Below are 20,220 nucleotides of genomic sequence, written 5' to 3' on the forward strand. Positions count from 1 at the left end.
TCGCCGCACTGCCGGGTCACCCGAGTACGTCCAGTACGCGGGAGACCCGGCAGCGCGGCGAGGCACGGCACCGGACGACGCGGGCCTGACCGGCAAGATCCGAAAGAGACGGCCCAGGGGCCCGCACCCCCTCACCCCGCCCCTTCCACCCTGGAGCATTCCGTGACGCTGCTGACGACCTGGCCGGAGAGCGGCCCCGAGACCGTCGTGCGCCGCACCGCCGACCCCGCCGAGATCACCGCCGCACTGGCGCCGCTCGGGGTCCGCTACGAACAGTGGCCGGTGCGCGACGACATTCCGGCGGACGCCGACAGCGACGCCGTCTTCGCGGCCTACCGGGCCGAGATAGACCGGCTGACCGGGGAGGAGGGTTTCGCCACCGTCGACGTGGTCGCCCTGCACCCCGATGACGACGACCCCGGCTTCGCCGAGAAGGCGAAGGCCGCGCGGGAGAAGTTCCTCGAGGAACACACGCACGATGACGACGACGAGGTGCGCTTCTTCGTCGCCGGTTCGGGCATCTTCTACCTGCACGTGGCCGGCGAGGTCCACGCGGTGCTGTGCGAGCGGGGCGACCTGCTCGGTGTGCCGAAGGGGACCACGCACTGGTTCGACATGGGCACCAGGCCGGCCTTCACCGCGATCCGCTTCTTCCACGAGGAGGACGGCTGGATCGGCACCTTCACCGGCAGCCGAATCGCCCGGCGCTTCCCCGACTTCGACACGATCACGGCGGGGGGCGCGGCGTGAGCCGTGCCGTGGACGCCGTGGACGCCGTGGGCTTCGTGGACGCGGTCGTCCTGGACATCGAGGGAACCACGAGCGCCACCGGCTTCGTCGTCGACGTGCTCTACCCCTACGCCCGGGAGCGGTTCGCGGACCTGATCGCCGAGCGGTCCGCAGAACCGGAGGTGGCCCAGGCCCTCGCCCGGGTACGGACGGAGCTGGGCGAGCCGGACGCGGACCCGGCACGGATCGTACGGGCGCTCAACACCTGGCTGGACGAGGACCGCAAGGTGACCCCGCTGAAAACCCTTCAGGGCGTGCTGTGGGCCGAGGGGTTCGCGCGGGGTGAGCTCGTCTCGCACTTCTACGCGGACGTGGTGCCCGCGCTGCGACGCTGGCACGCGGCGGGCACCGCCCTGTACGTGTACTCGTCCGGATCGGTCGCCGCGCAGCGGGCGTGGTTCGGGCACAGCGCGGAGGGAGATCTGCGCGACCTCGTCAGCGGCTGGTACGACACGGAGAACGCGGGCCCCAAGCAGGAGGCCGGGTCCTTCCGGGCGATCGCCGCGGACACCGGGATCTCCCCGGACCGGCTGCTGTTCCTCTCCGACCGTGTGGGCGAGCTGGACGCCGCCCGGGCGGCGGGATGGCGGGCGGTGGGTGTGCGGCGGCCGGGGGAGCCGTACTACGAGCAGGGTCTGGAAGGTCACATCGAGGCCCGGACCTTCGAGGACATCGGTGGAGTGGGGAGCGGAGCATGACGACGGTGACCGACCTGGAACAGGCGGGGACGGTACTCGCGGCGGAGGCGGCCCGCTTCGCCTCCTTCGGCTGGATGCGCGGCACCTCCGGCAACCTCTCGGTGCTCCTCACTCGCGAGCCGTTCCGGCTCGCCGTCACGGCCAGTGGTCACGACAAGGGTGAACTGGCATCCCAGGACGTGGTGTTGGTGGACGAACAGGGTGCGGCGGTGAGCGGTGGCAGGCCCTCCGCCGAAGCGGAGCTGCACGCACGCGTGGCCCGCCTCACGGGGGCGAACGCCGTCGTGCACGTGCACACCGTCGCCTCGGTGCTCATGGGGCGCAGGCAGCCGGGCGGCATCGTCCTGAAGGACCTGGAGATGCTCAAGGGCCTGGGCCACCCGGCGGAAGGCGAGGAGGTCGTCCTGCCCGTGATCGCCAACAGCCAGGACATGCGGGTGCTCGGAGACCGCCTGGAGGCGGCCCGCGACCCCCGGATGCCGGCGGTGGTCGTGGCGGGGCACGGGCTGTACGCGTGGGGCGACTCGCCCCGACAGGCCCGCCACCACACCGAGATCGTGGAATGGCTCCTGGAACTGGAGTTGGCGACGGTCTGACAGGTCACGAGGAGTCCGCAGCGCCAGGTCCCAGGGCGCTCCCCGCGCGGGGAGCGCCCTCGAGGTCGTGCCGTGTCAGGCCAGGTGATCCGAGGGGAGCTCGCCCGCCGAGACCTCCAGTACGCCGCGCTCGGTGACCAGGGCCGTCACCAGAGTGCCCGGGGTCACGTCGAAGGCCGGGTTGTGGCCGCGGGAGCCGGCCGGTGCGGTGCGGATGCCTCCCCACTCCAACACCTCGTCCTCGCCGCGCAGTTCGATGGTGATGTCCTCGCCGCTCGCGGTCGCCAGGTCCACCGTCGTGGTGGGCGCCGCCACGATGAACGGGATGCCCGCGTGAGCGCACGCCAGGGCGATGCCCACCGTGCCCACCTTGTTCGCGGTGTCGCCGTTCGCGGCGATCCGGTCGGCGCCCACCACCGCGGCGTCCACCTCTCCCCGCAGGATGGTTCCGGCTGCCGCGCCGTCGGCCTGGACGTAGTGCGCGATGCCCTCCTCGGCCAGCTCCCAGGCGGTCAGCCGCGATCCCTGGAGCAGCGGCCGCGTTTCGTCGGCGTACACCGTCTCCAGCCGTCCGCGGGCGTGTAGTTCACGGATCACGCCGAGCGCCGTGCCCCAGCCGGCCGTGGCGAGCGCGCCGGTGTTGCAATGCGTCAGGATGCGCAGCGGGCGGTCCACGTCGAGCCGCTTCTGCAGCCAGTCCGCGCCGTGCGCGCCCAAGGCGTGGTTGGCCTCCACGTCCTCGCGCTGCACGGCCACGGCCTCGGCCAGGACGGCGGTCACGCCCTCGTCCAGCTTCGCCAGCACCCGGTCCACGGACACGGCCAGGTTGACCGCGGTCGGCCGGGCCTCCCGGATCCGGGCGACCTCGGCGCGTATCCGCGTACGGTCCCAGCCTTCGCGCTCGCCCTGCAGCAGCGCGATGGCCACGCCGTAGGCTCCGGCCGCGCCGATCGCGGGGGCTCCGCGCACCACGAGGCGCCGGATCGCGTCCACCAGGGCGTCCACGTCGGCGACGCGCAGCACCTCCTTGCGGTGCGGCAGAGCGGTCTGGTCGATCAGCGCGAGGGCGTCTCCGGCCCACTCGACGGCACGCAGTTCCCGGGTCATGGCAGAGCACTCCAAAGGCTTGGGGGAGGAAGGGGGAGGGGTGCGCGTCACCGTACAGGAGCCGTGGGAACCAGAGTTCGAGACGGCGGACCGGTCTCCCGCGCACCGGTGTTACGCTCCTGGCCTCAACGATCTGTTGCACGGTGGTAGTCCGAGAGGGGAGCGCACATGCTGTTGACGTTGCGCCGCTACCTCGACTACGGCCGGTGCGCCAGCGACGCCTGTCGCGGCTGAGCGCTCCTTCGCTGACGCCTGACCCCGGACGGGCCCTTTCTCGACCCGTCTGATTTCACATCGATTTCATCGATGTCGCGCGCCGTTCACATTCGAGCGACCGCCGCCCGCCTCGCGCACCCCGTGCCGATGCACCCGCATCCCCGTATCCCGTATCCCCGTACGTCCGTACCTCCGTACCCCCGTACGTCCGTACCGTTTTGGAAGGTCACCTCCATGTCCCGGAGATCTCGTACCCGCGCCCTTCGACTCGCTGCCACCGTGGCGGGAGGGGCCCTGCTCGCCACCGGCTGCAACGCCGCCGCGGCGAAGAAGGAGGAGGCCGGCAAGAGCGCCGGCGGCCCGGCGTTCACGCTCGTCACCCCGGACGCGGTGGGACAGAACGAGTTCCTCAAGCTCTCCGTGGACGGCCTGAAGAAGGCGGCCACGGCGCACTCGGGCAGCTCCAAGGTGTACGAATCCACCGACGTGGCCTCCCGGCAGCAGAACGTCCAGGCCGCGGTGGACGCGAAGCCGCAGGTGATCGTCCTGGTCGGCTTCGAGTTCGCCGACCTGGTCGCCCAGCAGGCCGAGGCCCATCCGCAGCAGCGGTTCCTGGTGGTCGACGCCTGCACCAAGCAGACCTTCCCGAACGTCGATTGCGCCGTCTTCCGCGAGCACGAGGGGGTGTACCTCGCCGGCGCCGAGGCCGGACTGCTCAGCAAGAGCGGCAAGGTCGGGGCGGTGGACGTGCTCGACACGCCCCAGTTCCGGCGGTACAGCGACCCGTTCGCCGCCGGGGCGAAGAAGACCGCGCCCGCCGCCGAGGCGACCACCCGCTTCGTCGGCGGCCAGTCCCCCTTCAACGACTCGGCCCGCGCCAAGGAGCAGGCGAGCTCGCTGATCTCGGCCGGGACCGACCAGCTGATGGCCGCCGCTGCCGCGGGCAACTACGGCGTCTTCGAGGCGGCGAAGGCCAAGGGCGCCTTCGCGTACGGGGTGGACGTCAACCAGTGCGCCGCGGCGCCCGGCACCGTCGTCGACAACGTGATCAAGAAGACCGACGTCGCCGTGGAGAAGGGCATCGGGCAGGTGCTCGGCGGCAAGGGCGGCCAGATCGTCTCCTACGGACTCAAGGAGGGCGGCATCAGCCTGACCGGCCTGGAGCCGGGCGTCGCGGAGTCCCAGTGCGTCATAGCCCAGCACGCCCCGGTCCTGGACCAGGTGAAGCAGCTGCGCGACCAGATCGTCTCCGGGGAGCTGAAGGTCGATGACCCCGCCGCCAAGTAGCCCTGCCGACACGGTCGTCGAACTCACCGGAATCACCAAGCGGTTCACCGGCACGCTCGCGAACGACGCGGTCGACCTCCGGGTGCGGCGCGGCGAGATCCACGCCCTCATGGGGGAGAACGGCGCCGGAAAGTCCACGCTGATGTCGATCCTCTACGGGATGGAGCGACCGGACGCGGGCACGATCCGCATCCACGGGAGCGAGGTGGACTTCTCCGACCCGGCCGACGCGATCGCCGCCGGACTCGGCATGGTCCACCAGAGCTTCCGGCTCTTCGACTCCCTGACCGTCGCCGAGAACGTCGTCTTCCGGGCCGAGCCCCGCAGGCTCGGCCTCCTCGACCGCGCGGCCGCACGCCGGCGGGTCCGCGAACTCGCCGAGGAGCACGGGCTGCCGGTCGACCCCGACGCCCGGGTCGGCAACCTGCCCGTCGGAGTGCGGCAGCGGGTGGAGATCCTCAAGCTGCTGCACCGCGGGGCCCGGGTCCTGATCCTCGACGAGCCGACGGCCGTCCTCACGCCGGACGAGGCCGACCGGCTGTTCGCCGTCCTCAAGTCGCTTGCCGCCCAAGGGCATTCGGTGATCATCGTCACGCACAAGCTGAACGAGGTGCTGGAGGGCAGCGACAACGTCACCGTGCTGCGCGACGGCCGCGTCACCGCCCGTCTGCGTACCGCCGACACCACGGCGGCCGAGATCGCCGAGGCGATGACCGGGCGCCGGGTGGAGCTGGACCGCGTCCGTCCACCGGGGACTCCCGGCGAGGTCGTCCTGTCCGTCTCGGGGGTCCGCGGAGTGGACCTGACCGTACGGGCCGGTGAGATCGTCGGCATCGCCGGCGTCGCGGGCAACGGCCAGAGCGAGCTGATCGAGGCCCTCGCCGGGCTGCGCCCCGTCGACGCCGGCCGCGTGGAGCTCGCCGGGCAGGACATCACCCACGCGTCTGTGTCCGCACGCCGGGCGGCCGGCCTCGCCTACGTACCGGAGGACCGGGCGGCCGTGGGCACCGCGCCCGCCGCCTCCATCGCGGAGAACCTGGCGATGGGCCACCACCGGCGGTCGCTCGCCACCCGGAGGGGACTGCTGCGTCCGGCGGCCCTGCGCGCGCATGCCCGTGCGCTGATCGAACGCTACGGGATCAAGGCCCCCTCACCCGCGGCCGCGGCGGGCCAGCTGTCCGGCGGCAACCTGCAGAAACTGCTGGTGGGCAGGGAACTCGCGCACGGAGCACCGCTGTTGCTCGTGGAGCAACCCACGCGCGGCGTGGACATCGGCGCGATCCAGCAGATCCACGATCAGCTGATCGCCTACCGGGACGAAGGACACGCGGTCCTCCTGGTCTCGGCGGAACTCAGCGAGGTCCGTGGCCTGGCGGACCGGATCCTGGTGATGTACGAGGGCCGGATCTCGGCCTCCTACACCCGGGACGAGGCCGACGAACACACCCTGGGCCTGGCCCTGGCCGGAGCGGAGGCCTGACATGAGCACCTTGCCCACCCGCACCGCCCTCAGCACCCGCACTGGCCGGACCACCCGCACCGCCCTCACGTCCGCACTGCGCTCGCCCGTCCTGATCTCCGTGGCCGGCACCCTCCTCATCGGAGTGCTGCTCCTGGCAGCCACCGGGGCGGACCCGTTCACCGCGTACGGGGCCGTTCTGAGCGGCTCCCTCGGACCCGACGGGATCGGCGCCACGCTGACCACCGGCACCAGCGTCCTGGGGATGGCCCTCGCCCTGTCCGTGCCGCTCCGTGCCGGACTGATCAACCTGGGCGGCGACGGTCAGCTGGTGCTCGGCGGTCTGGCCGCCACGGTCACCGGCCTCTACGCACCCCTGCCCGCGCCGCTCACCGTCGCCGTGTCCCTGCTCGCCGGGATGGCGGCCGGAGCCGCGTACGCCGTGCTCGCCGCCGTGTGCGAGACCCGCCTCGGGGTACCGCTGCTGGTGAGCAGCCTGCTGCTGTCCTACCCGGCGGTCTCCTTCGCCTCCTATATGGCGCGCTATCCGCTGAAGGAGCCCGGCTCCAGCCTGCCGCAGACACGGAGACTGCCCGAGGGGGTGGCGCTGCCGGCGCTCGGATCGACCACGGTCACCGCCGGCCTGCTCCTCGTGCTCGCGGCGGCAGCCGTCCACTTCTTCGTGGATGCGCGCACCAGCGCCGGGTACGAGGTCCGGATGACCGGTCTGGGTCCACGGTTCGCGGCCTACGCGGGCGTGGACCGGCCGCGGCTGACCCTGCGCCTGATGGGTACCTCGGGCGCCATCGCGGGCCTGGTGGGAGCGATCGGGACGCTGAGCTTCCCGCACCGCTTCCTCGACGGCGCGCTGACCGCCCCCGGCTACACGTGGACCGGGCTGACGGCGGCGCTGCTCGCCGACGCCGCCCCGCTCGGCACCGTGCTCGCGGCGCTCTTCTTCACGGTCCTGCAGGTCGGCGGCCTGAGCATGGAGCGGGCCACCGAGGTGCCGCGCGAGCTGACGCAGGTGCTGCAGGCCCTGGTCATCGTCCTGCTCGCCTCCAGGCCACGGATGACCCGGCGGACCGGCCGGCGTACGGAGGGTGCCGACATCGACTCCGAGAACGCCACCGACTCCGAGAACGACCGCAACGCCGAGAACGGCAGCAACGCCGAGATCGAGAACGAGAACAAGAACGTGAAGGTCGCCTGATGTCCCTCGAATCCGACCTCTTCCTCTCGGTGATGCGCGCACTCACCCCGATCCTGCTCGCCGCGCTGGGCGGGGCGATCTGTGAGCGGGCCGGTGTCTTCAACATCGGTCTCGAGGGCATGATGCTGATCGGCTGCTTCAGTGCGGTCACCACGAGCTGGTTCACCGGCAGTCCGTGGCTCGGAGTGCTCGCCGCGGCGCTCGCCGCGGCCGCGTACTCCCTGATCCTGGCCGTGGGTGCGGTGACACTGCGCGGCGACGCGGTGGTGCTGGGCGTGGCCATGAACCTCCTCGCCCTCGGGCTCACCGGCTTCCTGCTGCGTACGGTCTTCGGGGTGCGGGGCACCTTCGACGACCCCGCCCTGGCCGGACTCCCGCTGATCGGCGGGCAGTCGCCGCTCGCCTACCTCTCCTGGGCCGCCGTCGGGCTCACCGCCTTCACGCTCTCCCGCCACGTGCTGGGCCTGCGGCTGCGCGGAGTCGGCGAAGCGCCCGAAGCCGCTGCGGCGCTGGGGGTGAACCCCGTGAAGTACCGCTACGGCGCCGTCCTGGCCGCCGGTACGCTCTGCGGTCTGGCGGGGGCCCAACTAGCGCTCGGAAACGTCACTTTGTTCTCCGAGAACATGACCGCCGGCCGCGGCTGGATCGCCGTGGTCGCGGTCATGCTCGGCCGTGCCGCACCCATAGGCGTACTGCTCGCGGCCTTGCTGTTCGCCGTCGCCGAAGCGGTCGGCTTCCGCCTGCAGGGCCTCGGCCTCCCGCAGCAGGCCACGGACGCCGCGCCGTACGCCGTCACGCTCGCCGCTCTCTTCCTGACCACGGCGGGCCGCCGCCGTGCCGCCCGTACCACTGGAGTTGTCGTATGACGCAGGACCTGCTGCCCCTCACCCGCATCCCGCGCACCGGCCTGCCGGCCTCCGCGCTCGTCGTCGGCGACCCGGCGCGGGCCGAAGCCGTCGCGAGCCTGCTGGAAGACGCCGTGCAGGCGTCCCATCACCGCGAATACCGTGTCTTCACCGGGAGTTGGCGCGGTCTCCCGGTGGTCGTCGCCTCGCACGGGGTCGGCGCACCCGGGGCGATCCTGCTCTTCCAGGAGCTGGCCGACGCGGGCGTGCGCACCCTCATCCGATTCGGCACGGCCGGGGCGATCCGTCCCGGGATCGCCGACGGCGACCTGGTGATCGCCGAGGCTGCGGTACGCGACGACGGGGTGACCCCGCAGCTCCTGCCGCCGGAGTATCCCGCGGTGTCCGCGCCCGAGGCGGTACTGGCGCTGGAGCGCGCGGCGCGCGAGGCGGGCGTCCCCCACCACCGGGGGATCGTCTGGACGCGCGCCGCCTTCCAGCCCGGCCTCATCCCCTTCACCGCGTACGAGAAGGCCGGTGTCGCCGCGATCGAGATGGAGCTCTCCGCGCTGCTGGTGACGGCTTCGCTGCGCGGGCTGACCGCGGGCGGCGTCCTGGTGGTGGACGGGGCGAACGCCGACGACCTCGTGGACGAGGAGACGACCGGCGGCTACGACCCGCACCGCCAGGTGGTCGCGGACGGGGTCGCGAGGGGAAGCGTCGTGGCCCTGGACGCCCTGCGGCTGCTGGCGACGTAAGCCGTCGAGAGCTCCGCAGGGCCAACGGGGCGTCCGTCAACCGGCCTTGAGGGTGCCGCCGTCGATGACGTGGTCGGCGCCGTGGATGTTGGCGGCGCGTTCGGACAGGAGGAAGACGACCAGGTCGGCGACCTCCTCGGGGGTGGTGACGCGTCCCGACGCGAGGCCGAACTGCGCGGGGATGCTCGCGAGCAGGTCGCTGTGGCTGACGCCGTAGGCGTCGGCCACCTTGCCGCCGAAACCGTTCGGGTCGGTCCACAGCGGGCTCGCGACGAAGCCGGGAGAGACCGTGTTGACGCGTACGCCGCGCGGTGCCAGTTCCTCGCTGAGCCGCTTGCCGAGTTGGTTCAGTGCCGCCTTGGCCTCGGCGTAGCCGACCGGTGAACCGGCGGGCACACGGGCGTTGATCGACGAGATGTTGACGATCGCCCCCTTGCGTTCCAGGATGCTCGGCAGCGCCGCCCGGGTCGTGCGGACCGCGCTGAACAGGTTGAGGTCGAAGATGGCTTGCCACTGCTCGTCGTCCACGTCGAGGAAGCCGCCCAGGGACAGCCCGTCCGGATCGCCCGCGCCGACGTTGTTGACCAGGAAGTCGATCCCGCCGACCGCGTCGATCGCTTCCCGGGCCACCCTCGTCGCTCCTTCGCGGGTGCTCAGGTCGACGGACACGGTGGCGGCGGCGGCCTTCTCCAGCTCGGGTGTGATGGTCCGTGCGGCGCCCACCACCCTGACGCCCTCCGCGGACAGCGCCTGGGTGATGGCGAGGCCGATGCCGCGGCCGGCGCCGGTGACGAGGGCGGTCTTTCCGCTGATTCCGAGGTCCATGACTCCACTTTCTTCGGCTGTGCGTTTTCTTGAACTACAGGTCAAAAACTAGGGCGCAAAAAATGCCCCCTCAGGGGCGTTGCAGGTCAGAGGCCTGCCAGGGCGGTGTCGATGACCCCGTGCAGCGTCGGCCCGTCGAAGGTCTTGGCCATGACGCGCAGCCCCACGATGGTGTTCAGGAGGAACTGCGCCTGCGCCCGGGCGTCGACCTCGGGGGCGACGTCTCCGTCGCGGCGGCCCTGCTCGATCCGGTCGGTGAGGAGCTGGATGGTGCGCTGCCCCATGCGGTGAACGGCAAGGGTGGCCTCCTCGTCCCGTCCGCCGAGTTCCAGCGCGGTGTTGGCGCCGAAGCAGCCGCGCCTGACCGGGCCGCCCAGGTCCGTGTCCACGAGGAGGGTGAGGTAGCCGCGGATGCATTCCTTGGTCGTGCTCGGCCGGGCGAGGAACTCCTCCGTCATCTCGGAGCCGGTGCGGCCGTAGAGCTCGAGGGCCTTGCCGAACAGCTCGCGCTTGGATCCGAAGGCGTGGTACAGGCTGCCCTTGGCCACCCCGGTGGCCTCGGCGAGGTCGGCGGGGGAGGTGCCGGCGTACCCGTTGGTCCAGAACGCCTCCATCGCCTGTGCGATGACCGCGTCCGGTTCGAAGTTCTTAGGCCTGCCCATGGCCTCACGCTATCGATTCTTGACCTATGGGTCAAGAACTCGGGGCCTTCGTGCCGCGGGCATACAATCCCAGCTTCCGGACCGAAGGAGCCAGCGCCCGTGATCGTGATAGCCCACCTCAGCGACGTCCACCTCGATGGCGGGGACCGGGCCGCCGAACGGACCCGTGTCGTCATGGAGTACCTGGAGGGGCTCCCGTACGAGCTCGACGCGGTGCTGGTGAGCGGGGACATCGCCGATCACGCCCGCCCGGAGGAGTACGAGGAGGCGCGCAAGGCCCTCGGCTCCCGCCATCCGCTGGTGGTCTGTCCCGGGAACCACGACGACCGCCCCGCCTTCCGGCGCGGCCTGCTGGGGGAGGGGCGCCCGTCCGCGGCCCCGGTCGACCAGGTGCTGCGCGGCGACGGGTTCGTCCTCGCGGTGTGCGATTCCTCCGTACCCGGCGAACACCGCGGGTACCTGGAGGACTCGACGATCGCCTGGCTGGACGGGGTGCTCACCGACACCCCGCGCGAGGTGCCCGTCCTGGTCGCCTTCCACCACCCGCCCGTCCCGCTGCACATCCCGTACGTGGACGGCATCCGGCAGTTCGGCGAGGAGCGGCTGGCGGCGGTGGCCGAACGGCACCCGCATCTGAAGGCGTTCCTGTGCGGGCACGCCCACACCGGCGCGGCGACCACCTTCGCCGGGCGGCCGCTGCTCGTTGCCCCGGGCGTGGTGTCCACGACGAGGCTCCCGTGGGAGGCGGCGTCCGGGGACAACGAGTACATCCACACGGACGAACCGCCGGCCGTGGCCTTCCACGTGATCGGCGAGGACGGCCGGCTGACGACCCACTACAGGGTGGTCGTGGCCCGCCGGTAGCCGGAACCGTCGCGGGTGCGGGTGAGGTGCCCGGCGATGACCAGGTACCGCCGCAGCGCCGCGCAGTCCTCGTGGACGGTGAGCAGCAGCTCGTTCACCTCGGGCTCCGTGTACGCGCGGTCCGCCGCGAAGAGGGTCTCGGTGAGGTGGGCGAGCAGCTGCTCGCGGCGGGCCGCCTTGCGCGGGATGGCCGCGAGGCGGCCGCCGGCGGTGAAGAGGTCGGTGACGCCGCGTCGGGTGCGCGTGCCGGTTTCCACGGTGCTTTGTGACATGCCATGGAGCTTCACCCGGCCGGCCGCCCCGCGGCAACGGATTTTCCCGCAGGGCAAAAGTGACGGTCGTTCATCTTACTGAGGGGTAGCACCTGCCAGTACCCTCCCCGTGACCGGTTCCTGCCCCCCACGGAGGAGCACGCATGCGACGCCCCGCCACGCGCACGACCACGCGCACGAGAACTGCCGTCGCCACCGCACTCATCGCCCTCGGAGCGGCCCTGCTGACCCCGGCCGCCTCGGCGGCCTCGGCAGCCGGCGCTCCGCCGCCGCCGATCGCCGCCTACGCCGACCCCGCCGACTACTGCGGACGGCAGTGCGCGGACATCCTGCCACCCGGCCAGAGCGGCAACGCCACCCTCGCCCAGATCCTCGCACACAAGGCGTTCGGCACGCTGCCCGCCCACACCTCCGACCAACTGGCGCGCTACGACTCGCTGGTGGCCGGCTATCCCGGCCTGACCGACGCCAAGGTCAACGAGTTCTTCAACGACGCCTCCTTCGGCGTCCCGGCCGACCAGGTCGAGTCCACCACGAGCCCGCGCTCCGACGTCACCATCACCCGGGACAAGAAGAGCGGCGTCCCGCACATCAAGGGCACCACCCGCTACGGGACCTCCTTCGGCGCCGGCTACGCGGCCGCCCAGGACAGGCTCTGGCAGATGGACCTCTTCCGGCACGTCGGCCGGGGCGACCTCACCCCCTTCGCGGGCGGCGCCCTCGCCAACCAGGGTCTGGAGCAGCAGTTCTGGCCGCAGGCCCCGTACTCCGAGGCGGACCTCCAGGCCCAGGTGGACCGGATCCGGACCACGGAGGGCGAGCGCGGAAGGCTCGCAATGGAGGACGCCCAGGCGTACATCGACGGCATCAACGCCTACCGCGTGCAGTCCAAGAACGGCCGCTACTTCCCCGGCGAGTACGTGCTGACCGGGCACATCAACTCGATCACCAACGCCGGTGAGATCAAGCCCTTCAAGCTCACCGACCTGATCGCCCTCGCCTCCGTCGTGGGCGGCCTGTTCGGCGGCGGCGGAGGCGGTGAAGTGCAGGCCGCGCTCTCGCTGTTGTCCGCGCAGCAGACGTACGGCCTGGAGGAGGGAACCCGCGTCTGGGAGTCCTTCCGCGAGCGCGAGGACCCGGAAGCCGTGCTCACCGTCCACGACGGCACGAGCTTCCCCTACGCGCAGAAGCCCGCCGTCCCTCAGGGCGCCGCCCTGCCCGACGCCGGTTCGGTCACCGCCGAGCAGCTCGTGTACGACCGTACGGGCTCGGCCGCCACCGCCGCCGCGGCTGCCCCGCCCAAGCTGATGAAGCAGAGCATGTCCAACGCCCTGCTCGTCTCCGGCGCGAAGACCGCGAGCGGCCACCCGGTCGCCGTCTTCGGCCCGCAGACCGGCTACCTCGCGCCCCAACTCCTCATGCTCCAGGAGCTCCAGGGCCCGGGCATCAGTGCGCGCGGCGCCTCCTTCGCCGGCGTCAGCATGTACGTACAGCTCGGCCGCGGCCAGGACTACGCCTGGAGCGCCACCTCGGCCGGCCAGGACATCACCGACACCTTCGCCGTCGAACTGTGCGAGCCCGGCGGCGGCGCCCCCACCAGGACGAGCAGCTCGTACCTCTACCGCGGCACCTGCACGCCCATGGAGAAGCTGGAACACACCAACACCTGGAAGTCGTCCGTCGCCGACCCCACCCCGGGCGGCTCCTACCGGATGCAGGTGTGGCGCACGAACTACGGCATCGTCACGCACCGCGCGACCATCGCGGGCAAGCCCGTGGCCTACACCGCACTGCGCTCCACGTACCGTCACGAAGCCGACTCGATCATCGGCTTCCAGATGTTCAACGACCCCTCCTACGTGAAGGACGCCCGCACCTTCCAGGAGGCGGCCCGGCACATCGGCTACGCCTTCAACTGGTTCTACGCCGACTCGCGCGAAGCGGCGTACTACAACAGCGGGTCGAACCCGATCCGTCCGGCAGGGGTCGACGCGGCGCTGCCCCTCCAGGGCAAGCAGCAGTACGAGTGGCAGGGCTTCGACCCGGCCGCCAACACGGCGGACTACACCCCGCCCGCCGAACATCCGCAGTCCATCGGCCAGGACTACTACATCAGTTGGAACAACAAGCAGGCCAAGGGGTACGGCGCCGCCGGCTTCGGAATGGGCTCCGTCCACCGCGGCGACCTCCTCGACCAGCGCGTCAAACCGCTCGTCGCGGCGGGCGGCGTGACCCGGGCCGCGCTCATCCAGGCCATGGCCGACGCGGCGGTCACCGACCTGCGCGCCGAGAACCTGCTGCCCGAACTGCTGGCCGTACTGCGCAGCGCACCCGTCACCGATCCGGCCGTCGCGGCCGCGATCGACAAACTCGCCGCGTGGCAGGCCGCGGGCACCGAACGCAAGGAGACCGCGCCCGGTTCCAGGACGTACGGGCACGCGGACGCCGTCCGGATCATGGACGCCTGGTGGCCGCTGCTCGTCGAGGCCGAGTTCAAGCCCGGTCTCGGGGCACCGCTCTACGACGCCCTGCGGGCCTCCCTCACCGTCGACGAGGCACCCAACGCGGGCCACGGACCCACCGGTTCGCACGCCGGCTCGGCCTTCCAGTACGGCTGGTGGAGCTACGTGGACAAGGACCTGCGCACACTGCTCGGCCGCCCGGTGTCCGGACCCCTGGCCCGGGCCTACTGCGGGAGCGGTTCGCTGCCCGCGTGCCGGGACGCGATGACGGCCACGCTCAGGCAGGCGGCGGCCGCCACCCCCGCCGCCGTGTACCCGGCGGACGGGACCTGCGCCGCCGGCAACCAGTGGTGCGCGGACGCGATCGTGCAGCGTCCGGTGGGCGGGCTGTCCCACCCGCAGATCAACTGGCAGAACCGGCCTACCTATCAGCAGGTGGTCGAGTTCCCCGCCCACCGCTGAGGCCCCTGTACACGAAGGCCCGCCGGCCCCGGAGCGTTCCGGGACCGGCGGGCCTCCTCGCGTACGGGATGTCAGGGGCCGACGGTGATCTGCTGCGCGGGGTTCGTGGTGTCGGTCACCTTGTACACGGCGTTGAAGATGGACGCGGTCGCGCTCGTCGGGCAGCCGAAGCCGCCGGTGACGGTGACGGGCACCGAGGCGTTGGTGAAGGTCAGGCTCGGCGGGGCGCCGTTCGTCCAGGTCCCGGCGACGTTCGCGGGGCCGGAGGGGGCCGCGGTGACGGTACAGACCGCCAGACCGGTGGTGTGCACGACCAGCCCGCCCGTGGGCACGGTCATGGTGGCGGTGATGGGGGAGCCGTTCTGCATCGACACCGACCAGGCGCCGCTGGTGGTGACCGTGGGGGTCACGCCCCACACGCTGGAGGTGCAGGAGCTGTACGTGGGCGGTGAGATCGGCGAGGAGACGGGGCCCGCCGGGTTGGTGTTGCCGGGGGCGGCCGGCACGGTGCCCGTGGACACCGAGACGGTACAAGTGACCGTTACCGAACCGGCTTTGAGGGTGGCCTTCCCGCTGAGGGTGGCCTTGAAGGCGTGCCCGGCCGGAGTGACGGTCGTCGACCCGGCCAGGGGTAAGGGCGTGGCGGTGGCGGAGACCGGGGCGAGGGACATGGCTCCGGCCGCGGCGGCCGCGGCGAGGGCGAGCGTGGTGGTGCGCGTACGACTCATGGCTGTGCTCCTTGGGGATCGTGGTGCTGTGGGGGAGCGGACGTGGGGGACGCGCCGGGGCGCGCAGCGGCGTACGGCTGCCAGGCGAACATCAGGCCGCCGCCGAGGATGCCGAGCAGGGTGCCGATCAGGAACCCGCCGAGGTTCGACAGGACCAGCGCGGCCGTGGCGATGAGGGTGGTGAGGACGCCGGCCAGGGCGCGCTGGGGCGGGGAGAACCAGGCGGTGAGGCCGAGCACGATCATGACGATGCCCATCAGGACGGACGGGATCCCCGCGACCCCCTGCTGGAGCATGATCTTCAAGGGCGCGAGCGGCAGGGCACAGATCTCGGCCCCGGCGAGGATGGCGCACAGCCCGCCCCAGAAGGGCCGGCCCCGCCGCCAGCGCCGCCAGCGGCTCAGAAGCATTCCTTCTTGCCCTTGCTGATGTTCATGTTCAGCCCGGAGAGCTTGAAGGTGCCCGCATTGGTGGCCCAGGCCGTCTGGTGCAGATCGGTGATGCTGACGGTGTCGGCCTGCTGGGCGAACAGGTCCTGCATGCCCACCGCGTCCGCAGGCCCCTTGTCGAGGGTGGAGGCGTCGCGGCCGATCTCGATGTTGGTGAAGACCGCGTCGCCGGAGAGCTGGGTGGCGTCCACGAAGAGGTTGCTCGCCTCGACGGGGGCCTTCTGTCCGGCGGTGAGGTTGAGCGAGATGTCCCCGATGATCGGGAGGGTGGTCACCACGGACTGGCAGAGGCTGTGGAGCTTGGCCTCCCTGATGGCGGTGACGGCCACCGGGATGAGCTCCTCGCGGGCGTTGACGTCGACGCTGCCGTACTGGGCGAAGCCCTCGCCCTCCAGGCTCTTCGCCGACACCTTGAACTGCTGGCCCGAGACGGCGAAGGAGGCGGCCAGCGCACCCTGCGCCAGGGCGATGCCGAGGCCGGCGGTCACGGCCACGGCGGGGAGGGTCAGTACGGCGAACCGGCGCCAGCGGACGCGGCCCTCGGGTGAATCAGGTGACTCGGGTAACTGCGGGGAATCTGCCATGAGATCGTCCCTTATGTTCGGCTGCGCACCGTTGTTACCGACGAGTTGAATGTAAGAGTGCCAATGGGGGTTGGCAAGGTTGCTCGGGCGTACCTTTCAGGCCGAGTCCTACTCGTCGGTTACGCCCCGGGAGACTCCGTGCGCAGCAGCCCGGCGACCTCGGCGTCCACCCGCCGGGCCATCGCCCGGGCGAACTCGGTGGCCACGACCTCGCCCGCCAGCGGACGCAGCGCCGCCACCGCCTCGGTGATGTGCTGCAGGCGCGTGGCCGAAAGCTGCTCCAACCCGTCCGTGCCGATCACGTGCGTACTGAACAGCGCGACGAACCGGTCCGCGACCGCGGCCGCCTGCGTCTGTACGAACTCCCCCGCGTCCAGCACCTCCGCGAGCGGAACCCCCGCCCGCACCAGCGTGACCGTCGCCTCCAGCAGGCGCCGGCTGCGGTGCGTGACCAGGTCCCCGTCGATCGTCACGTACCCCAACTCGGCCGCCCGCCGGGTGTCCTCGGGGGAGGCCGTCGGGCCGAACAGCTCCCGCAGCTCCGCCCGGGACATGACGACCGAGTCCTCCTGCTCCCAGTCGCGGGTCATCTCCCGCTCCAGGCCCAGCAGTTGGGACAGCCCGCCGCCCTGCTCCCAGGCCGCCAGCAGCTCGGCAATGCCGTTGACGGTGTAGCCGCGCCCCAACAGGTCGTTGATCAGGCGCAGTCGGGTGAGGTGGTCGTCGGAGTACCAGGCGATCCGCCCCTCCCGGCGCGGCGGCGGGAGGAGCCCGCGCTCCTGGTAGTAGCGCAGGTTGCGCACCTTGACCCCGGCCGCGCGGGCCACCTCGTCCCGGCGGTAGTGCCCGCCGACGGCCGCGTCTTGATCCACCTGACTGCTCACGCGGCCGAGTGTAGGACGCGGCGACGGGCCTACCGGCGGGTTAGCGCAGGACGTACGTACGGTCAGGTCACGCGCCGTGGGACTGCTCGCGCCGCTTGACCGCCCGCAGGACCACGAACTTCGGCTCGCTCGCGGCGACTTCGCTGTTGCCGAAGAGGCGCCGGAGGTGGGTGTGGTACCCCATGTGGCGGTTGGCCACCACCCACAGCTCGCCGCCCGGCCGCAGCGCCTTGCGCGACTGGGCGAACATGCGCAGCGCCGTCGCGTCGGTCGTCGCCTGGTGCGAGTGGAAGGGCGGATTGCAGAGGATCAGGTCCACGGAGCCGGGATCCAGCATGGCCACCCCGTCGCCGACGAGGAAGTCCGCCCGCTCCCGCTCGTGGGTGACGTTGGCACGGAACGTCGCCTTGGCCGAGGCGATCGCCTGGTACGACTCGTCGGTGAAGATGACCTCCGCGCGCGGGTCGGCCACCGCGACCGCCGTGCCCACGACCCCGTTGCCGCAGCCCAGGTCGACGACCCGGGCCCCGTCCGTATTGGTCGGGATGCTCTGGAGGAAGAAGCGGGTGCCGATGTCGAGGCGGTCCGCGCAGAAGATGCCCGCGTGGTTGACGACGGTCAGTCCCGCGCCCGAGCCGCCGTCCTTGTCCACGACGTAGGTCAGCGGCCAGGGTCCGGGGGTCGCCGGACGGGTCGCACCCGGGTTGCCCGGCGTGCAGAAGATCAGGCGGGCCTTCTTCTCGGCCAGGGAGGTCTTCGTCGGTCCCAGGATCTTCTCGAAGAGCCGCAGCGTGGAGGTGTGGATCTCCTTCACCATGCCGGTGCCGACGACCACGGTGCCGGCGTGCACGTGCGGGGCCACCCGGTACAGCTGGTCCTCCAGCAGCGCCAGGCTCTTGGGCACCCGCACCAGCAGCACGTCGATCCGCTCCGGCGGCGCGTCCTGGGTGGTCAGCAGGGTCACGGTGCCCTTGGCGGTGCCGATCCCGTTGCGGTCCAGATTCGCCATGGTGGCGGAGCGGGTCAGGCTGGAGTCGGTGATCTGGGTGGGGTGGTGCGCGGCCAGCGCCGTCGTCAGTGCCCCCCAGCGGTCCCCGATCACGGTGATCTGCCCGGCGCCGGCCAGATCCACCGGGCCGCGTTCACCCGTACCGGATTCGAGGTGGCGGAGCAGGTACTCGTCGGCGGCGTCCCATGCGAAGAGCCGGTCGCGCGGGTCCTCGGGGAAGCGGGCGAGCTCGTAGGAGCCGAAGGGCGTGGTCAGACGGTTCATATTGCCCCCAGGCTAACCGAGGGACCGCCCCGGTCCCGCACGGGCGGGGCCGGGAGAGTGGGCGGCGCGGCACCCGGCCGCACCGCAGACCCGGCCCGGGCACCCGGATCCCGTACCGCCACGGGCGGTGCCGGCACTGCGCCGGCACCGCCCGGTACCGCTACTCCGGACCGCTACTCCGGAGGGTCCCCGGCCATCGCGGCGGCGATCCGCAGGTACGGAGCCGCCTCGGCGGCCCTGCCCCGGCGCTCCAGGGTCCGCCCGAGCATCAGCTGCGCGTAGTCCTCCACGGGCCAGCGGTCCAGGATGGCGCGGAGCTCGTGCTCGGCCTTGGAGAGCTGGGCGGAGTGGTAGTAGGCGCGGGCCAGCAGCAGCCGCGGCGCCAACAGCTCGGGAGCCTCGGCCGCCACGCCGTGCAGGACGCGGGCGGCGTTCGCGTACTCCTTCGCCTCGAAGAAGAGCCGGCCGCGGTCCCAGCGCTCGGCGGCGGTCCCGTGCTCCAGGTAGCCCTGCTGTGCGTCGATCGCGCCCATCACGTCCATCGCGCCCTCTGCCCTCCGTCTTTCTTTCTTTCCTTCGCGTCGTTCCGTCCGGCTGCTGCAACACGGGGATCCGTACGCACATTCCCCTGACCGCGGCGGCTGCGCCGGGACTAAGTTGTGCGGTATGAGCAATCTCGATCGCCAGCCCGCTCTCTCCACCTGCGGCGGCCGCGGCTTCGTCGTCGCCGAGCCCGTGCGCGAGCTCCTGAGCCCGCGCACCGTCAAGCTCGGTGAAACCCATGAGGTCCGCCGACTCCTGCCGAACCTGGGCCGTCGCATGGTCGGCGCCTGGTGCTTCGTCGACCACTACGGCCCCGACGACATCGCCGACGAGCCCGGCATGCAGATCGCGCCCCACCCGCACTCGGGGCTGCAGACCGTCAGCTGGCTCCACGAGGGCGAAGTGCTGCACCGCGACAGCGTCGGCAGCCTGGAGACGATCCGCCCGCGCGAGCTCGGCCTGATGACCTCCGGCCGGGGCATCAGCCACTCGGAGGAGAGCCCGCGCCCGCACGCCCGCTTCCTGCACGGTGCGCAGCTGTGGGTGGCCCTCCCGGACGCGCACCGCGACGTGGACCCGCACTTCCAGCACCACGTGGACCTCCCGCAGGTCAGCGCCCCCGGCCTGACGGCGACGGTCATCCTGGGCACCCTGGACACGGCGACCTCGCCCGGAACCGCGTACAGCCCGATCGTCGGCGCGGACCTGGCCCTGGCGGCGGGCACGGAGACCAGGCTCCCGCTGAACCCGGACTTCGAGTACGCGGTCCTGTCGATGTCGGGCGAAGCCCACGTAGACGGCGTACCCGTCCTCCCGGGCGCCATGCTCTACCTCGGCTGCGGCCGCACGGACCTCCCCCTGCGCGCGGTCTCGGACGCCGGCCTGATGCTGCTGGGCGGCGAGCCGTTCGAGGAGGAGATCGTGATGTTCTGGAACTGGATCGGGCGCACCAGCGAGGAGATCCACCAGTTCCGCCAGGACTGGATGGAGGGCACCCGCTACGGCGAGGTCAAGGGCTACGACGGCGCTCCGATTCCAGCTCCGGAACTGCCCCCAACTCGGTTGAAGCCTAGGGGACGGGTGCGCTGAACTGCGTACATGCTTCCAAGGCGGCCGGGACGCGGTGGCTGCCATTTCGTTCCGCTTCCAGAGGCTTCTTCAGAGTCGATGCCGGCTCTGAATGGGCATCTTGATCTAGGAGCCGAGTCCCGTGTCCGTCAGGGTGTGGCGAGGTGTGGTCGAAC

Annotated in this window: 21 protein-coding genes; 11 read left to right on the forward strand and 10 right to left on the reverse strand. The window is 71.6% G+C overall.

The window, feature by feature from the left end; genetic code table 11:
• The first annotated feature begins 162 nt into the window (after positions 1-162).
• Genes ACFRU2_RS00005 through mtnB form a run of 3 tightly spaced genes read left to right on the forward strand, consistent with a single transcriptional unit; the run spans position 163 to position 2,083 of the window.
• The gene (locus ACFRU2_RS00005; RefSeq protein WP_382966282.1) at positions 163-750 is read left to right on the forward strand and encodes an acireductone dioxygenase; all 588 of its coding nucleotides are present in this window, start codon (positions 163-165) and stop codon (positions 748-750) included.
• A complete protein-coding gene (gene mtnC / locus ACFRU2_RS00010; protein WP_382966283.1) occupies positions 747-1,487 on the forward strand; it encodes an acireductone synthase in 741 nt (246 codons plus the stop codon). Before ACFRU2_RS00005 ends, mtnC begins: the two co-directional genes overlap by 4 nt.
• Positions 1,484-2,083, forward strand: coding sequence for a methylthioribulose 1-phosphate dehydratase (mtnB, locus tag ACFRU2_RS00015; RefSeq protein ID WP_382966284.1), 600 nt, complete (start codon positions 1,484-1,486; stop codon positions 2,081-2,083). The genes mtnC and mtnB overlap by 4 nt, the downstream gene beginning before the upstream one ends.
• Before the next feature lie 75 nt (positions 2,084-2,158).
• Here mtnB and mtnA read toward each other — a convergent pair whose 3' ends face one another.
• Positions 2,159-3,190 carry an S-methyl-5-thioribose-1-phosphate isomerase gene (gene mtnA, locus ACFRU2_RS00020; protein ID WP_382966285.1) on the reverse strand — a complete coding sequence of 344 codons (1,032 nt, stop codon included), beginning with the start codon at positions 3,188-3,190 and terminating at the stop codon, positions 2,159-2,161.
• Positions 3,191-3,640: 450 nt separating this feature from the next.
• Between mtnA and ACFRU2_RS00025 the strand changes: the two genes are divergently transcribed.
• The 5 genes from ACFRU2_RS00025 to ACFRU2_RS00045 are packed head-to-tail and all read left to right on the forward strand — an operon-like array spanning position 3,641 to position 8,968.
• On the forward strand, positions 3,641-4,693 hold the full coding sequence (locus ACFRU2_RS00025) for a BMP family ABC transporter substrate-binding protein (RefSeq protein WP_382966286.1): 1,053 nt from the start codon (positions 3,641-3,643) through the stop codon (positions 4,691-4,693).
• A complete protein-coding gene (locus ACFRU2_RS00030) occupies positions 4,674-6,173 on the forward strand; it encodes an ABC transporter ATP-binding protein (protein ID WP_382966287.1) in 1,500 nt (499 codons plus the stop codon). Before ACFRU2_RS00025 ends, ACFRU2_RS00030 begins: the two co-directional genes overlap by 20 nt.
• A 1-nt stretch (position 6,174) precedes the next feature.
• Positions 6,175-7,365 (forward strand): ABC transporter permease, encoded by a 1,191-nt coding sequence (locus ACFRU2_RS00035; RefSeq protein ID WP_382966288.1) that lies wholly within the window; start codon positions 6,175-6,177, stop codon positions 7,363-7,365.
• Entirely contained in the window at positions 7,365-8,231 is an 867-nt protein-coding gene (locus ACFRU2_RS00040; RefSeq protein ID WP_382966289.1) for an ABC transporter permease, read from the forward strand. The genes ACFRU2_RS00035 and ACFRU2_RS00040 overlap by 1 nt, the downstream gene beginning before the upstream one ends.
• On the forward strand, positions 8,228-8,968 hold the full coding sequence (locus ACFRU2_RS00045) for a nucleoside phosphorylase (protein WP_382966290.1): 741 nt from the start codon (positions 8,228-8,230) through the stop codon (positions 8,966-8,968). The genes ACFRU2_RS00040 and ACFRU2_RS00045 overlap by 4 nt, the downstream gene beginning before the upstream one ends.
• Positions 8,969-9,004: 36 nt before the next feature.
• Here the strand turns inward: ACFRU2_RS00045 and ACFRU2_RS00050 are convergent, their stop codons facing one another.
• Complete coding sequence (locus ACFRU2_RS00050) at positions 9,005-9,793, reverse strand: oxidoreductase (protein ID WP_382966291.1); 789 nt, start codon at positions 9,791-9,793, stop codon at positions 9,005-9,007.
• Between the two features lie 86 nt (positions 9,794-9,879).
• A complete protein-coding gene (locus ACFRU2_RS00055) occupies positions 9,880-10,455 on the reverse strand; it encodes a TetR/AcrR family transcriptional regulator (protein WP_382966292.1) in 576 nt (191 codons plus the stop codon).
• A gap of 99 nt (positions 10,456-10,554) precedes the next feature.
• Here ACFRU2_RS00055 and ACFRU2_RS00060 point away from each other — a divergent pair, with 99 nt between their 5' ends.
• Complete coding sequence (locus ACFRU2_RS00060) at positions 10,555-11,319, forward strand: phosphodiesterase (RefSeq protein ID WP_382966293.1); 765 nt, start codon at positions 10,555-10,557, stop codon at positions 11,317-11,319.
• Here ACFRU2_RS00060 and ACFRU2_RS00065 read toward each other — a convergent pair.
• Entirely contained in the window at positions 11,292-11,591 is a 300-nt protein-coding gene (locus ACFRU2_RS00065; RefSeq protein WP_382966294.1) for a DUF2087 domain-containing protein, read from the reverse strand. The two genes, ACFRU2_RS00060 and ACFRU2_RS00065, sit on opposite strands and share 28 nt — an antisense overlap.
• A gap of 143 nt (positions 11,592-11,734) precedes the next feature.
• Between ACFRU2_RS00065 and ACFRU2_RS00070 the strand changes: the two genes are divergently transcribed.
• Complete coding sequence (locus ACFRU2_RS00070) at positions 11,735-14,515, forward strand: penicillin acylase family protein (protein ID WP_382966295.1); 2,781 nt, start codon at positions 11,735-11,737, stop codon at positions 14,513-14,515.
• 71 nt (positions 14,516-14,586) lie between these two features.
• On the opposite strand, the gene ACFRU2_RS00075 is transcribed toward ACFRU2_RS00070, so the two are convergent.
• The 6 genes from ACFRU2_RS00075 to ACFRU2_RS00100 all read right to left on the reverse strand — a co-directional run bounded on the left by ACFRU2_RS00075 (position 14,587) and on the right by ACFRU2_RS00100 (position 18,975).
• On the reverse strand, positions 14,587-15,243 hold the full coding sequence (locus ACFRU2_RS00075; protein ID WP_382966296.1) for a hypothetical protein: 657 nt from the start codon (positions 15,241-15,243) through the stop codon (positions 14,587-14,589).
• Positions 15,240-15,653: a DUF6114 domain-containing protein gene (locus tag ACFRU2_RS00080; protein ID WP_351370828.1), complete on the reverse strand. Its 414-nt coding sequence runs from the start codon at positions 15,651-15,653 to the stop codon at positions 15,240-15,242. Before ACFRU2_RS00080 ends, ACFRU2_RS00075 begins: the two co-directional genes overlap by 4 nt.
• The gene (locus ACFRU2_RS00085; protein WP_382966297.1) at positions 15,644-16,276 is read right to left on the reverse strand and encodes a DUF6230 family protein; all 633 of its coding nucleotides are present in this window, start codon (positions 16,274-16,276) and stop codon (positions 15,644-15,646) included. The genes ACFRU2_RS00080 and ACFRU2_RS00085 overlap by 10 nt, the downstream gene beginning before the upstream one ends.
• Before the next feature lie 119 nt (positions 16,277-16,395).
• Positions 16,396-17,160 carry a MerR family transcriptional regulator gene (locus ACFRU2_RS00090; RefSeq protein ID WP_250752597.1) on the reverse strand — a complete coding sequence of 255 codons (765 nt, stop codon included), beginning with the start codon at positions 17,158-17,160 and terminating at the stop codon, positions 16,396-16,398.
• A 67-nt stretch (positions 17,161-17,227) separates the two neighbouring features.
• On the reverse strand, positions 17,228-18,433 hold the full coding sequence (locus ACFRU2_RS00095) for a methyltransferase (RefSeq protein ID WP_382966298.1): 1,206 nt from the start codon (positions 18,431-18,433) through the stop codon (positions 17,228-17,230).
• A 173-nt stretch (positions 18,434-18,606) separates the two neighbouring features.
• Positions 18,607-18,975, reverse strand: coding sequence for a tetratricopeptide repeat protein (locus tag ACFRU2_RS00100; protein ID WP_382966299.1), 369 nt, complete (start codon positions 18,973-18,975; stop codon positions 18,607-18,609).
• 124 nt (positions 18,976-19,099) lie between these two features.
• On the opposite strand from ACFRU2_RS00100, the gene ACFRU2_RS00105 reads away from it, so the two are divergent.
• Complete coding sequence (locus tag ACFRU2_RS00105) at positions 19,100-20,065, forward strand: pirin family protein (RefSeq protein ID WP_382966300.1); 966 nt, start codon at positions 19,100-19,102, stop codon at positions 20,063-20,065.
• The last annotated feature ends 155 nt before the right edge of the window (positions 20,066-20,220 follow it).

This window comes from Streptomyces sp. NPDC056883 (genome assembly GCF_042788835.1).
In the GTDB taxonomy this organism is placed as follows: domain Bacteria; phylum Actinomycetota; class Actinomycetes; order Streptomycetales; family Streptomycetaceae; genus Streptomyces; species Streptomyces stoeckheimensis.